The following is a 14,596-nucleotide window of genomic DNA, read 5'->3' as shown; positions in this document are numbered from 1 at the left end:
GATCGGAGGCAGTCAGAGGAAACCGCTCTGATTCGACCCCGGTTCGACCCGGGTCGTTCAGAGGCAGTCAGAGGCAACGACCTCTGAAACTGGCCTTCGGGGACCTGAGTTGACCGGTGTGGATCAGCAGTGGGCCTCTCTGGCGGTGCTCTGGTTCGACCTCGGTCGAGCTGCGATGGGGACGCCTGCCTCCGCTCGGGGCCAGGCTTACGAGGGCCTCCAGGACGGCCATTCTGGAGACCTTTCTGGCGCCGATGGAGGTCGGTTCCGGACACCACCCGTGGTTTTAGCGGGCCTGGGTGGCGTCCACGTCTTTGCGAGACGACCCCACCGTGCCACACAGCACCCATGACGCCCTCTCTCAACGGAACTCCACCGAATTCCGCGGCATTCTCAGTCACGCCCGACTTCCGTCGGCTGCTACCGATCTCATTCTGCTCGGCGACCTCACCGGCCGCTACGCCACCGGCAGTTACAGCCGACTCGCCTCCGACGGCCGGACCGTGGCCCTGCGTGCGGACCGACAGGGGGCGGCAGAGCACGGGCACCGGATCACCGCGGCCATCGCATGTCATGTGGCCCGCGCCGGCGGCACCGTCGACCAACTGACCCAGCTCCTGCTGCACCCCGACCACGAAGGCGGATGGCACGCGAGGAACATCGCCCTGCGCTCCGGGCAGTCGCGCGCCCTGGACTACATCCGCCGGGTCTGGGCCAGCGCCACGGAAGTGGTCAGCACCACCAGGGCGCTGGGCTCCCGGCACGACGCGTACGAGGTTCTCGCCGGGCTGCGCGACCACATCGAGACCACGCCGTGGCGCGGGGAGCGGGGACGGACCGCGTTGCGGGTGCTGCGGGCCCATCTGACCTTCGCCGAGATCGCGGGCGGCCCACTGCACCACGCCAGTGAGCGGCAGACGGCGGAGGAAGCCGGGATCTCCCGCACGACGTTGCGGGCCGTCTACGAGACCGTCCTCAAGCCGCAGGGCTGGCTGCGCCGCCTGCGGGTCGGCCACGGCCGCGAGGGCTCCACCTGGTACCTCGACTACGGCAGCGCCCCCAGTCACGGCGCCCCTGCTCCGTTGTCTCGTTTCCGGACCACTCAGTTCCCCCCCGACCCGGCACTTGAGGAGTGGCCCACCCCTGAGACCGCCACGACGGCCGACATCGACTCCACCGTCCTCGGCCGACTGATGGGCCACGACGCCTTCGCCCACCACGGCCTCGGCAGCGCCGCCCTCATGCTCATCAGCGCCCTGCACCAACGCCCCCACCAGACAGTCGCCGAGCTCGTCGGTACCTCCTCCGTCTCCCGCGCCACCGCCTATAGGACTCTGCGCCGCCTGGCCGGCCACGGCCTCGTCCAGCACACCGGGGAGACCTGGACCCTCGCGCCACGTGCCCTGGAGGGCCTCGGTAGCAGTCTCCCTGTCCCTGTTACCGGGCTCGACGCCGTGCCAGCCAAGGGTTGGGACACGGTGGCCGAGCACTACGGCACCACGGGCCTCGCCGCCCGGCGCAAGGGCCTGCACGCGGCCCAACGCGCCGCCTACCGGGAAGTGCTGGACCGGCTTGCGGAGCACCGCAGCAACGCCGTGGTGATCGTCCGCGACGGCCGCCAGGTCCTGATCCCCGCGCCACGTCCCGACGAGATCCCGCCCGCGTGGCATGCCCCCGACGGGCGGGTCCTCGACCCGGCCAGCGGCCGTGCCGCTCCCGACTGGCGGGTCGCCACGGACGGCCGCCTGATCCTCATCACCCCAGCCGACCAGCGCAGTTACGACGAGCTGGCCGCCGCCCATGCCGAAGCCCTCAGAGAATGGAACTCCGCCGCATGAACCCACAACACTCTCCAACCACCCCTGCTCAGAGCCAGCCGGTAACCCCGGAAGCCTTGCGCGAGCGCTACGAGTCCGGGGCCACGGTCGACGAGCTCGTCACCGCCAGCGGCCTGTCGTACGGCACGGTCCTCAACCGGCTGCACGAAGCCGGGACGGTGATGCGTACGTCGTGGCAGACCCGTCGGATGCGCCAGGACCCCCAAGCACGGCAACGACTCGCCGCCCGCCTGCGCACCCTGTACGAGGTGCATGGCGCGACCCTCACCGAGCTCGCCGCAGCCGCGGGAGGGACGAGGCGTGCTGCTCGGCATCTGCTGATCGAGGCTGGTGGCACCGTGCGCACCACGCAGCAGACGCTGCGGATGCGCGCCGCAGCCCGGGCCGCCGAACGGCACAAGCTCGCGCTCTCTTTGCGGGCCCGGTATGAGGCGGGCGCCTCGGTCCCGGACCTCGCCCAGGAATGCAACTACTCCGTCGCCAACGTCTACCGGCTCCTGCACCAGGCGGGCACCCACATGCGGCCCAAGCACAACCACGGCCCGGCCCGCACCCCGAGGAAGCGGTCATGAGGGCGCCAGCAGGGGCTCACGGCTGGGCCCCGCAGAACAAGGGATCGACGGTGCGCCATCCCGGACACGGCACGGCAGCACGGGCCCCTCCGCCGTCGGCCGACACCCGCCACCGATCGGCCGTCTCGCCGACGCATGCAAGTCAACGCACCTTTCCAGATTCAGGAGATCAAGCACACGTGAGTGAGAACACTCGTACCAAGACCCTGGCGGCGGCCACAGCCCGCGCCTCGGACGCCTTCGTGATCGTTGTCGGCATGCTCAAGGGCGGCACCGGCAAGACCACCTCCGCCTGGTTCATCGCCCTCTACTACGCCGTCGTCCTGGAGCTGCCGACACTGCTGCTGGACGCCGACGCAACCAGCCAGTCCGCCTACGACTGGTTCAAGGTCGCCCAGGCCGAGGGCTTCGAGATCCCCGAGAACCTGGTGGTCGAGCGGTACCCGTTCGACGACATCGCCGAGTACATCCGTGAGAAGCGTGCCGAGTTCGGCGCGATCGTGGTCGACGCCGGCGGCGGCAGCGCCCGCATCTTCCACGAGGCTGTCACCGAGGCGAACCTGCTGCTCGTGCCGGTCGCCCCCACCAAGATCGAGCGCCGCAAGCTCGTGGCCACCTTCGACGAGGCCGAGCGCGCCGCCGCCCGCAACACCCGCGACGTCACCGCCCACGTAGTCCTCGTGAAGGCCGACGACCGCACCAGCCTGCCCCGCAACGCAAAGGACAAGCTGCTGGAGCCCGCCGAGGGCGAGGGCATCGGCCCGGACCGCGACGAGCCGTTCCCGCTCGCCGAAACCGTCATCCACTCCTGGGTGCACTACATGGAGGCCTTCGGCGAGATCCCCACCGAGCTGAGCGAGTACGCCGAACTGATGAAGGAGCTCACGGCATGAGCGAGCGCATGAAGCCCCCAGCCCGCCGCACCGGCCGCACCCTGGGCGGCGGGGCCAAGAAGACGACCCCGCCGCCCCCTCCCCCCGCCGCCGAGCTCACCCCCGAGCAGTACGCCGCCGAACAGACCACTGCCCAGGGCCAAGGCCGTCCCCATGCGGGCGAGGCGCAGGTTCAGCCCGCACCTTCCGCCGTTCCCGCCGAGGCATCGGCGCACGGCAGGACCGAGGCGGTGCCCGAAGTGGCACAGGCTTCAGCCCAGCCGACTGCCGAAGCGCCGAGCGGCCCCGTACCGGAGCCGGCCACCAGTCAGCCGGTTCGCCCCGCTGACGTCGCCCCCGAGGCGGGGACGGAATCCGCTGGGGAGGCAATGGAGGGGCAGGTGCCACCTCCGGTCCCGGCCCCCGAGCCCGCAGCACGTACGGTCCAGCCCGCACAGTCGGCCGAGCACGATTCGCAGAACGGGCCGACTCAGGGAGCTGAGATGACCGTACGCCATGCGGTTCTGCCGCCTGCCACCAGCACGGCGTTCCCGGTAAGCAGCGGAACGCCCGGTCCGCAGTACGAGCACCACCCCGGTTCGCATGCGGCACCCACCAACGGGACGTCATGGGAACACGGGCCCGGGCGCCCCAAGGACATCCCCGAGGCGGCGGTCGTCCTCAATCAGCGCATCATCGCCCGCGAGAGCCTCGACGCCTCGGTCCCCGCTGCGCTGAAGCTGAAGAAGCGGATTAAGCGCTTCGCGCTGGACAACGAACTCGATCACCTGCCCATGGGCGACATCGTCTCGGTCGCGCTGGACGAATGGCTTACTACCCGCGGCTTCTGACCCACCGTACGGCACAGGGGCGGCTGCGGCCCGGAAAGCTCACTGAGTGCGCGGCCGCCCCTTCCGCCGACTATTCCAATAGCCCAATAGGCGGCTAACTAGCCGCCTAGCCGGACCGACCGGAGCAACGTTCGTGCCCGACCTCACCCACCACGCCCGTCGCCTGCGCGACATCGCAGACGCACTCGAAGCCCACTCCGAGCCCACCGGCGATCCGCTCACTCCTCATCCCGACACTCTCGCGGTCATCGGCAACCGCCACATCAAACGCGGACAGCTCAACTACGCCGTCCCCGACATCCTGGAGCTCCAGCGACGCATCCGCCGCTACAACGCCGACCAGGACATTCCCCACGGCGACATCGTCGCCCTGGCCCTTGACACCTGGCTCCGCGCAAAGGGCTACCCACCCGACCCAGCCTCGACCCGGCTGGACATGCCATGACCGGGACGCACGAGAGCCGCGCTCGAATCGCTCCTCCGGCAGCGCCGTGCGCTCGCCAGGACGCGGGATCAGCTGGTAGTTGAGCACCCCGCGCCCATCAGCCTGCCAGCAGGCCTCGTGGCGCACATCCGTGTTTCCGGTCCACCTGTTGATCACAACCGATTACGCTCCCCAGTCGCCGCACACCCTCCTGTACGGCACGTCCGGCACGTATGCGGACCACTCCATCCTGGTCAGGTCTTCATAGCCGGCGCGGGCGCAGACGTGGGTGATGCTGCGCGTGGGCTCGATGGGATGGCGATGGAGAGGGACGTGGCTTCCGCCGACATAGAGGGCGGTGTTGTCGGGGCTGAAGGCGAGGGACGCGATGCGCTCGCCGGGGGTGAGGAGCGGGCCGCCCAGGGGCTGCTGGGTGGCGGTGTCCCAGAGCTGGACGGTGCCCGCGTCGCCGCCTACGGCGAGAGTGTGGCCGTCGGGGCTGAGGGCGAGGGCGCTCACCGCTTCCGGGGTGTCGCCGAGCGGGGCTGGGAAGATGTTGGGCAGGACACCGGCGCGGCGGCGCAGGTCACCGTCCCACAGGCCGACCCGTCCGGTACGGTCTCCCGCCGCCACGCGACTGCCGTCGGGACTGAACGCCAGCGCGCTGATGCGGTCGCCCTGAACCAGGTCCAGGGCGGCGCTCCTGCCGGTGGACTTGCGGGCCACCCAGTTGTCCCCGACGAGCAGTTCGGCACGGGGGCTCAGCGCGAGTCGCGCGCCGGCCAGGTCCGGGCCGGTGAGGACCCTCGTCCGGCGGCGGGTCGCGGTGTCCCAGACCTCGTTGCTCGGTTCGCCGCCGGCTGAGGCGCGGGTGGTGATGAGGGTGCGGCCGTCGGGGGTGAGGGCGAGCGCGGTCACAGCCCTGCCTGACTGCGTCGCCCCCAAGTCCAGGTTGCTCTGTTCGCGATCGTGGGCCAGGTCCCAGACGGTGAACCGCTGCGGCCCGGCCTGTCTGCCGGGCGTAGTCACGCCGTACACGAACCTGCCGCCGTCGGGGCTGAACGCCATCTGTGGGGCCGTGTCTGCGGGCGCGACCCGCATCCCCTCCCGGCCACCACGCTCGTCCGCACTGCCACGCCTCTGTCGGGCGTCCTCCGTATCGCCGCCGACCTGCACCGCATCGCCTTCCTCTGCTTCGCCGTCGTCCTGGCCTTCGACGGCGACCGGCAGCGGTGCCGGCGGCAGGGCGCGGACGAGGCGTCCGGTGGCCGTGGCACGTAGCTCGAAGCCGTAGCCGCTGGTGGTGCGTTGGGCCGTGGCGAACAGGCGGCCGTCCGGGCTGAGCTGCACGCCGTCCACGGGGCGGTCGCGCCAGGCGGCGGTGACGGTCGTCGTCAGGTCGAGGGTGTGGACGGTGCCGCCCTCCAGATAGCGCAGGACGGGCGAGCCTGGGTCCCAGGCGAGACCGCCGTGCAGGTGCTGATTGTTGAGGGGGTGCCGCAGGACGGGTGCTGTCGGGGCCGAGAGGCGCCAGACGCGGATCTCGTCACCCGTCCCCGCCGTCGCAAGGAACGCCCCGTCCCTGCTGAACGACGCATGCCGCACACCCGGGTCACGGACCTCGGCGACCCGGTCACCGGTACGGACATCCCACACACGCACCCGGTCCCCGGTGACAACAGCGAACCGTCCCTTGGCCCCGAACACCACACGCGAATCGGCACCGCAAACCTCCCGGGCCCGTTCCCACGCGCCGTGCCGTAACCGCCCTTGGCCCATCTCCCGGACCTGCGGCGCTTTTCCTGTCGGGCAGACGGCCACCAGCCGGTTGTCGCCGCTGGGCGTGACGTTCGCGGCGGTCGCCCCCCGAGTCTGAAACAATACGGCGCCATCCGACACGGCGTGCACGCGTACGACGTCCGCATCGACGTCTGAGCCCGAACCACCGTCGCCATCCGTGCCCGGTTCGCCGACCACATAACTACGCCCGCTCGCGCCGAAAGCGATCCCTTCCCAGCCCGGCGCCAGCGACCCGCCCCCCGTCCAACGGCTCGCCAGCACGTCCCACAACCGCACGTGCTCGTCACCGTCCGCCTCCGAGATCGCCAGGACACGGGCGTCCGGGCCTGCGGCCAGTACCTCCCCCTCGGGCAGGCGGCCGGAGGCCGTGACGCGGCGAGTGTCGAGGTTCCAGGTCTGCCAGGTGTGGTCGTCGACGCTGAGGAGGGTGCGCCCAGAGTCAGCAAGGAAGCGTTGGGAGCGGTGGCCGGACGCGGGGTCGCTGAATGCGTCGGTCTCCTGCTGGGCAAGGGAGCCGAGGAGGGCCCGGCGGGTGTCCGGGAGCGCGGCGATGTGCCAGGCGGCGACGCTAAGGAGGAGGGCCGCGCGGGGGTCGGTGGTGCGCAGTCCGTCGGCGACGGCGGCGATGCGGCGGGCTGTGTTCTGGGTCCGCTGGAGCCGGTTGTCGTTGTGCTCCCGCCACGCGGCGAGACCCGCGACGAGGGCCACCGCGAGGACCGCCGAGAGCGCACCGACCAGGGTGCGGGAACGGCGAGTGGAGCGGACGGCGGCCCGGCGCTCGGCGTCACGGGCCTCGAACGCGGCGGTGAGGAAGGCGCGTTCGGTTTCGGTGAGCGCGAGGTCACGCTGGTGGTCGGAGAAGACCTCTTCCGTACGAGCCAGCCGGCTGCCCCTGTAGACGCTATCGGGGTCGCGGTCGTGCTCCAGCCATATGTGGGCCGCCTCGGTCAGCCGCCGGTGGTGGTGCAGCCGTTCGCGATCCTGGTCGATCCAGCCGTGCAGCCGGGGCCAGCAGCCGAGCAGTGACTCGTGGGCGAGGCGTACGCCCTCCTCGTCGACGGACAGGAGCCGGGCACGGGCGAGTCGTTCCACGACCACGAGCAAGTCGGGGTGACGGCATTCCCGGAGTTCGGCGTGGGTGAGGGGGCGCCCGGTGTCGATGATGCCGCGGCCGGGCTCGACCAGCCGCAGCAACAGCTGCCTGGCGGCGACTGCCTGGGCGGGGGACAAACTGCCGTACACCTCCTCGGCGCTCGCCGCGATCGCGCCGGTCAGGCCGCCGGCCGCTTTGTAAGCGGCGGTGGTCAGCATGTGGCCTTTGCGGCGCCGCCAGGTCTCCAGCAGGGCGTGCGACAGCATGGGCAGGGCGCCGGGCTGGTCGAGAACGTCCTCGACGAGGGTCGCGGTCAGGGACCGTTCCACCCGCAGGCCGGCGGCCTGCGCGGGGCGTACCACCGCCTCGCGCAGTTCGTCGGCGGTCATCGGGCCGACGGCGAGTCCGGCGTGGCGCAGTACGTCGGCGAGGCCGGGGTGTTCGGCGCAGCGTGCGTGGAAGTCGGCGCGTACGGCGATGAGGACGCGTAGCCGGGAGCCCGAATCGCGAGCGGTGAGCAGCAGGTTGATGAAGCGGGCCCGTTCCGCCGCGTTCCGGCAGAGGGTGAACACCTCCTCGAACTGGTCGACGACCACCAAGGTCTCGTGTTCGGTGTCGGCGTTGGCCAGCAGACGCCCGTACGTCTCGGCGGGTCTGGGCCCCGGGGTGAGCAGCCGCAGCAGCGTGCCGCATTCCCGCCGTGCGATGTCCCCGCGGACGCGGGGGAGAAATCCGGCGCGCAGCAGGGAGGACTTGCCGCTGCCTGAGGCGCCGTAAAGGGCCGCGAAGCGATGGGCTGAGACCAGCTCGCACAGCTCCTCCGCCAGCCGGTCGCGGCCGAAGAACAGGGCGTGGTCGTCGGCTTCGAAGCGGGCAAGGCCCCGGTACGGTGGCAGGTCGTCCCCACTGTCGTCCACCACGGCCGCGGTGACCGCCGCTTCGGCCTCCTTCCAGCGCACCTCCCATTCCGCCGGGTCGCCGCCGCAGGCCCTGACGTACGCCTGGAGGACGGCGAGTGAGGCCAGCCGTTCCCCGGCCGCCGCCTGGGACAGGGTCGTCGGCGAGAACCCGGCTTCCTGGGCCATCGCCCGGTATGAGGGGGATCCGGCGGCCCGGCGCAGCTCCCGTAGTTCGTGGGCAAGGCGCTGCGCGGGCCCGGCCTTTGGGTCCAGCGGTCTTTCAGGACGTCCCACGGGGTCACCCACTTCTAAGTCATGGGCTGCCGAGCACACATGACGGTTCGACAGTTCCATGGGCGGTTCAGGCGGCGATCAACATACGGACCGCCGTGATCAGGAGTAAACCCCCAAGCAGGTGAAGTGTGGTGTTGATGACAGCAGCCGCACGTGCCACCGAACAACGCGGGTCATCGATCTCATGTTGTTTGCCCTGCATCAGGGAGCTGCCGATCAACTCCTCGCCTGCCAGCGTCTGTTCCTGCGGAGCCGGAGCACCGGACTCCCCCAGGCAGAGCAAGTGGAGAACCGCTTATGTCCCACGCACCGAAGAAGTCGCCGAAATCCCTGAAGTCGCGTCTCGGCCGCCTCGGCAAGGCCGCGCTCGTCGCGGGCAGCGCCACCGCACTGACCTTCGCGATGTCCAACAGCGCACACGCCGCTGTGCTGAACCCCCTCAACGAAAGCACGACCACGTTCCAGAAGAACTTCCAGCCGGTCTTCGACTACGATGGCAACAGCTGCTTCCCGGCGACCGCCATCGACAGCAGCGGCACGTTCAACGGCGGCCTCGACGACAGCGGGTCCGTCACCGGCCAATGCCGGACCGGACACCTCGGCAAGGCCCAGACATACTCCCGGGTCAAGTGCAACAACGGCTGGTGCGGGATCGTCTACAGCCTGTACTTCGAGAAGGACATGAGCTGCGGCGACTGCACCCCCACTTCGCACCGGCACGACTGGGAGTCCGCCGTCATCTGGGTGCGGCAGGGCGCGAGCACACCCGAGTACGCGTCCGTCTCCGCGCACGGCGAGTACACGACCTCAAGCTGGAGCTCCGTGCAGAAGGACGGGGTCCGCCTCAAGGTCGTCTACCACAAGGGGGGCAACGTGTGGGACACCCACTCCTTCCGCTTCGCCAAGTCGGGTGAGGTCGCGGAGGCCTGGGGCGACGGCGGCTGGGACTTCCCGCGCCTGGTCAGCTGGAACAGCTATCCGGGCGGCAGCAACACCTGGACGGCGAACCTCCAGACCCTCATGCAGAGCAAGACGTGGGGGGACGCGAACTTCCCGCTGAAGGACGGCCGCTTCAACACCGAACTCAGCCGTGCCAAGCCGTCTGGCATCAGCTTCGACCCGAACGCCTGATCCTCCTCGCTCCAACGGCCGCCGACGCGCTCTCCCCACACGTCGGCGGCCGCCCGTTTACCCGGCACACACTCACGCGAACTCCCCGCCACGCCCCGCAGCGGCGAGATCGTCGTAAGCGACTGGCAACGGCATCGTCGTGAGGACCGGACGGCCGGATGCCCGGGCTCGGTTGTGAACCGGGTCCATCTCGGCAGGTGTAGTGGGCTACACCCCCGGTTCGGGAGCGGGCTCCCTCGTGGCGACACGCCGCCGACGGAATCGTGGAGGGCGACGGAAGGACCCCTCCCAGCTCCCTTATGAACTGGGTGCGCATCCCCCACAGAGGCGGTTCTTCGACTTCTCGCCGTTCCTGAACCGCTGATGTGGAGGCGTATCCCGCCATGGCAACTGTCCTTCATCACCTGGGCCGTGTGTCCTTCCGGTGGCGCTGGTTCGTCACCTTGTTGTGGGTGGCGGTGCTGGGCGCCGCCGGTTTCGCCGCCTCGAAGGCGCCCGCCGCTGCGGACGAGGGCTTCACCATGCCCGGTATCGAGTCGCAGAAGGCGTTCGACCTGCTGGAGCAGCGCTTCCCCGGCTCGGCGGCCGACGCGGCGAGCGCCCGGATCGTGTTCGTGGCACCGAGTGGTGAGAAGGTCACGGCCACCGAGAACAGAAGGGCCATCGAGCATTTCGTCGACGAGGCTGCCGACGGCTCCCAGGTCGCCGACGCCGTTGACCCCTTCCAGGCGAAGGCGGTGAGCGCGGACGGTAGGACGGCGTACGCGACCGTCAGCTTCAAGACCGGCGCCGCCGACCTGGCCGATGCGAGCAAGGAGCACCTGGATCGGGCCATCGACGGGGCCAGGGACGCGGGCCTGACCGTCGAGGTCGGTGGCGACGCGCTGGCCACCCAGCCCGCGGCGGGCGGCGCGGCCGAGGTGATCGGCATCGCGGTGGCCGCCCTCGTCCTGCTGATCACCTTCGGGTCGATGGCCGCCGCCGGGCTGCCGCTGCTGACCGCGATCCTCGGTGTCGGCCTCAGCATGGCCGGGATCATGGCCGTGTCGGAGGCGTTCGGCCTGTCCGAGAGCACCGGCACGCTGGCCACCATGCTCGGTCTGGCCTGCGGCATCGACTACGCCCTGTTCGTCTTCTCCCGGTATCGGGAGGAGCGCGCGAAGGGGCACACGCCGCGGGAGGCAGCAGGTCTCGCCGCCGGTACGGCCGGTTCGGCGGTCGTCTTCGCCGGCCTCACGGTCGTCATTGCGCTGGCCGGCCTGTCCGTCGTCGGTATTCCGCTGCTCACCAAGATGGGGCTCGCCGCCGCTGCCGCGGTCCTGGTCGCGGTGCTGGTGTGCCTGACACTGGTTCCGGCCGTCCTCGGCTTCTGGCCGAACGCCGTTCTCTCGCGCGGCGCCCGCCGCAACTCCCGGCGCTACCGCAGGAAGCAGCGCAAGGAGGACAACGGCGGATCTCGCTGGGCGCGCATCGTCGTACGCCACCCGCTGCCGGTTCTGCTGCTCGGCGTCGTGGGGCTGGGTGCCGTCGCCACGCCCGTCCTGGACCTCCAACTCGGCATGCCCGGCGACGAGGCCAAGCCCACCTCCACCACCGAGCGCCGCGCGTACGACGCTCTGGCCGAGGGCTTCGGTCCCGGCTTCAACGGGCCCTTGACGATCGTTGTGGACGCCCAGGGCTCCGCGGACCCGAAGGCGGCTGTGGCAACGATCGCGAAGGACGTCCGGGCCACGGAGGGAGTCGTGTCCGTCTCGCTGGCCCGCTTCAACTCCGCGGGTGATACCGCAGTCTTCTCCGCGGTCCCGTCCACCGCACCGACGGACGAGAAGACCAAGGGTCTCGTCAGCACCATCCGCGACGAACGCCCCGGCATCGAGTCCAAGGCCGGCGCCTCCTTCGAGGTCACCGGCAAGACTGCGCTGGACATCGACGTCGCCGAGAAGGTGCAGGCCTCGCTGATGCCCTATCTGGCGGTCGTGGTGGGACTCGCCATCGTCCTGCTGCTGGTGGTGTTCCGGTCTCTGTTGGTGCCGGTGAAGGCCGCGTTCGGGTTCCTGCTGTCCGTGCTGGCGGCGCTGGGTTCGGTGGTGCTGGTCTTCCAGCAGGGGCACGGCGCGGACCTGCTGGGCGTGGAGTCCACCGGGCCGATCATGAGCATGATGCCGATCTTCCTGGTGGGCATCGTCTTCGGTCTCGCCATGGACTACGAGGTGTTCCTGGTCTCGCGGGTACGCGAGTCCTACGTTCACGGGGACGCGGCCAAGACAGCGATCGTCTCCGGGTTCAAGCACAGTGCCCGGGTTGTCGTGGCCGCCGCGCTGATCATGATGGCCGTCTTCTCCGGTTTCATCGGGGCGGGCGAGTCGATGATCAAGATGATCGGGTTCGGGCTGGCCATCGCGGTCCTGTTCGACGCCTTCGTCGTCCGCATGGCGATCGTCCCCGCCGTCCTGTCCCTCCTCGGTGACAAAGCCTGGTACCTGCCTCGCTGGCTTGACCGGCTGCTGCCCGACATCGACGTCGAGGGCGAGAAGCTCAGCCGCAAGGTTCCCGCACCGACGGGTCCCGCCGCCGGCCCGGACGACCGGCCGCTGGCAGAGCCCGTCCCCATCCGCTAGCCGCAACCGCTCGGCCACCTCTGAGGGCGGTCGCCCTCGACCGGGGCCGCCGAAGCGGCGGCGGCCCGGCGTGCCGCCCCCGTGGGGACAGAGGCGGCGCGATCCAGGGCCCGGCGGCGGGAGCTTTACACCTGCTCCGGCCGCCGGGCCCGTGGACTTGACCGGAGGCGCGGGGTGTAGCCCGCTACACCCCCACCTCGGGAGGGCGCTCCCTCGTCCCGGCCGGCGGCCCACGGAATCGTGGACGACACAGCAAGACTCCCCGCAAGCCCCGCTGAGCAGGCCTGACTTCGCCAGCCGCAACGCCCCCGACTGGAGCCCTCGCGATGAACATCATGGTCGCCGTGGTACTGGCGCTCGCCTCCATCGCCGCCTACGCCGCCGCGGCCGCGACGCAGCACCGCGTCGCCTCCACCGACGGGAATGGGCTGCGACGCCTGTTGGCCAGCCCCGCCTGGTGGGCGTCGAACGCCGCCAATGCCACGGGCGCGGCGCTACACGTCGCCGCCCTGAAGTACGGTCCGCTCACCCTGGTCCAGTGCCTCGGCGCGCTAACCGTCACAGCCGCCATGCCGCTCGCCGCCCGCGGTGCTGGACGCCGCGTCAGCCGCGGCGAATGGCACGGCATGGCGCTCACCCTCGCCGGGTTCGCCGCCCTGCTCCCGCTCACCGCGACCGGCGAGGATTCCACGGGCGTCCTCACCACCCCCGCCGCCCCGGCCGTCGCGGTCACCGCCTCCCTCGTCATCCCGCTCGCTCTCTCGGTCCGCACCGGTACCCGGCGTACCCTGGCCCTGGCGGCGGCCTCCGGGATCGCCTCCGGCACCGGCTCGGCGCTCACCCAGACGGTCCTGCACACCGACTGTCTGCTGACCTGGCAGACCTCGCTGGTGGCTGTCCCGGCCGTCGCCCTGGCCGTGGCCGGTCTGCTGCTGTCCCAGACCGCCTACACCGGCGTGCTCGGCGCTCCCCTCGCCACCCTCACCCTGGCCAGCCCTCTGGCCGCATCGGCCATCGGCCTCACCCTCCTCGGCGAGCGCATCCACGGCGGCCTCCCCGGCACCGCCCTGGCCCTCACCGGCGCAGCGCTCGCCAGCCGCGGAATCTTCCTGCTCGCCCGCCCCACCACCGCCTTCCCCGCAGCGGACGGCGCCCGAGCCCACGTCGCTCACGGCCCCGTCCGTACCGCTCCGGCCCTGCGGCCCCCGGTAGTTGGCCGCCTTACGTACCCGCGCCTCGCGGGAGTAACCCAACTGGAAGGCAGGACCCTTTGAAGACGACCCATCTCCGGACCGTGCTGATCGGCGTCCTCGTCACCTGCGGCACTCTGGCCACCGTGGTCGGCGTCGCCCACAGCGAGCACGACCAGGCCCAGGCCGCCCCCGCTGCTAAAGGCCCGTACGTCGCCCTCGGCGACTCCTACACCGCCGGCCCGAAGATTCCCGGCCAGACCGGCACTCCGGCCGGCTGCGACCGTTCCGACCACAACTACCCGGCACTGGTCGCTTCCCGGCTCGGCGTGAAGGACACCGGCTTCCGCGATGTCAGCTGCAGTGGCGCCACCATCGCCGACCTCACCAGACCCCAGCTCACGGACCAGGGCAGCAACCCGTCCCAGTTCGCGGCGCTTTCACCGAAGACCCGGCTGGTCACCCTCGGTATCGGCGGCAACGACATCGGTTTCGGCTCGATGATCAAGCGGTGCGTCACGATGGGGGTGGCCTACGAGGCCCTCGGCAGCGGCAAGTACATCCCCGAGGACACCCCTTGCAAACGGCACTACGTCGACCGCGGCACCGACGAGGTGGCGCGGAAGATCGAGGCCGCGGGGGAACGGCTGGCCGGCGCGCTGACGGAGATCAACAGGCGCGCGCCCCAGGCGCGGGTCTATGTCGTCGGCTATCCGGCGATCCTGCCCGCCGACGGCGCCAGCTGCGGCGGCGAACTGCCCCTCGCGCCCGGCGACACGAGCTACCTGCGGGAAAAGGAGCAGCAGCTCAACAGCGAGTTGCGGGAACGGGCTCAGGCATCCGGAGCGGTGTACGTCGACACGTACCGTCCGTCCGAGGGCCGCGATGCCTGCTCGGACGCGGCCACCCGCTGGATCGAACCCCTTGTCCCCAGCAGCCCGGCCGCGGCCGTGCACCCCAACGCGCGCGGCGAACGCGGGATGGCGGACGCCGTGCTGGATGTCCTCTGGTGAC

Annotated in this window: 10 protein-coding genes; 9 read left to right on the top strand and 1 reads right to left on the bottom strand. The window is 70.7% G+C overall.

Features of this window, described 5'->3' with window-relative positions:
- Nucleotides 1-332: 332 nt before the first annotated feature.
- From K4B79_RS34200 to K4B79_RS34180, 5 genes are all read left to right on the top strand, one after another.
- Nucleotides 333-1,838: a transcriptional regulator gene (locus K4B79_RS34200; RefSeq protein ID WP_232031224.1), complete on the top strand. Its 1,506-nt coding sequence runs from the start codon at nt 333-335 to the stop codon at nt 1,836-1,838.
- Nucleotides 1,820-2,410: a helix-turn-helix domain-containing protein gene (locus K4B79_RS34195; protein WP_232031222.1), complete on the top strand. Its 591-nt coding sequence runs from the start codon at nt 1,820-1,822 to the stop codon at nt 2,408-2,410. Before K4B79_RS34200 ends, K4B79_RS34195 begins: the two co-directional genes overlap by 19 nt.
- Nucleotides 2,411-2,589: 179 nt before the next feature.
- Nucleotides 2,590-3,303 (top strand): ParA family protein, encoded by a 714-nt coding sequence (locus K4B79_RS34190; protein ID WP_232031220.1) that lies wholly within the window; start codon nt 2,590-2,592, stop codon nt 3,301-3,303.
- The gene (locus K4B79_RS34185; protein ID WP_232031218.1) at nt 3,300-4,133 is read left to right on the top strand and encodes a hypothetical protein; all 834 of its coding nucleotides are present in this window, start codon (nt 3,300-3,302) and stop codon (nt 4,131-4,133) included. The genes K4B79_RS34190 and K4B79_RS34185 overlap by 4 nt, the downstream gene beginning before the upstream one ends.
- Nucleotides 4,134-4,266: 133 nt before the next feature.
- Nucleotides 4,267-4,578, top strand: coding sequence for a hypothetical protein (locus tag K4B79_RS34180; protein WP_232031216.1), 312 nt, complete (start codon nt 4,267-4,269; stop codon nt 4,576-4,578).
- 162 nt (nt 4,579-4,740) lie between these two features.
- Here the strand turns inward: K4B79_RS34180 and K4B79_RS34175 are convergent, their stop codons facing one another.
- On the bottom strand, nt 4,741-8,703 hold the full coding sequence (locus K4B79_RS34175; protein ID WP_374208538.1) for an nSTAND1 domain-containing NTPase: 3,963 nt from the start codon (nt 8,701-8,703) through the stop codon (nt 4,741-4,743).
- 237 nt (nt 8,704-8,940) lie between these two features.
- Between K4B79_RS34175 and K4B79_RS34170 the strand changes: the two genes are divergently transcribed.
- The 4 genes from K4B79_RS34170 to K4B79_RS34155 all read left to right on the top strand — a co-directional run bounded on the left by K4B79_RS34170 (nt 8,941) and on the right by K4B79_RS34155 (nt 14,595).
- Complete coding sequence (locus tag K4B79_RS34170; protein WP_232031214.1) at nt 8,941-9,774, top strand: NPP1 family protein; 834 nt, start codon at nt 8,941-8,943, stop codon at nt 9,772-9,774.
- Between the two features lie 383 nt (nt 9,775-10,157).
- Complete coding sequence (locus K4B79_RS34165; protein ID WP_232031213.1) at nt 10,158-12,392, top strand: MMPL family transporter; 2,235 nt, start codon at nt 10,158-10,160, stop codon at nt 12,390-12,392.
- Between the two features lie 326 nt (nt 12,393-12,718).
- Entirely contained in the window at nt 12,719-13,666 is a 948-nt protein-coding gene (locus K4B79_RS34160) for a DMT family transporter (protein WP_232031211.1), read from the top strand.
- Nucleotides 13,663-14,595 carry an SGNH/GDSL hydrolase family protein gene (locus K4B79_RS34155; protein WP_232031210.1) on the top strand — a complete coding sequence of 311 codons (933 nt, stop codon included), beginning with the start codon at nt 13,663-13,665 and terminating at the stop codon, nt 14,593-14,595. Before K4B79_RS34160 ends, K4B79_RS34155 begins: the two co-directional genes overlap by 4 nt.
- The last annotated feature ends 1 nt before the right edge of the window (nt 14,596 follow it).

Origin of the sequence: Streptomyces lincolnensis, assembly GCF_021173675.1 — a bacterium.
In the GTDB taxonomy this organism is placed as follows: domain Bacteria; phylum Actinomycetota; class Actinomycetes; order Streptomycetales; family Streptomycetaceae; genus Streptomyces; species Streptomyces lincolnensis_B.
Note: the sequence above shows the minus strand (reverse complement) of the source record. Positions and strands in the feature narration are given on the sequence as shown.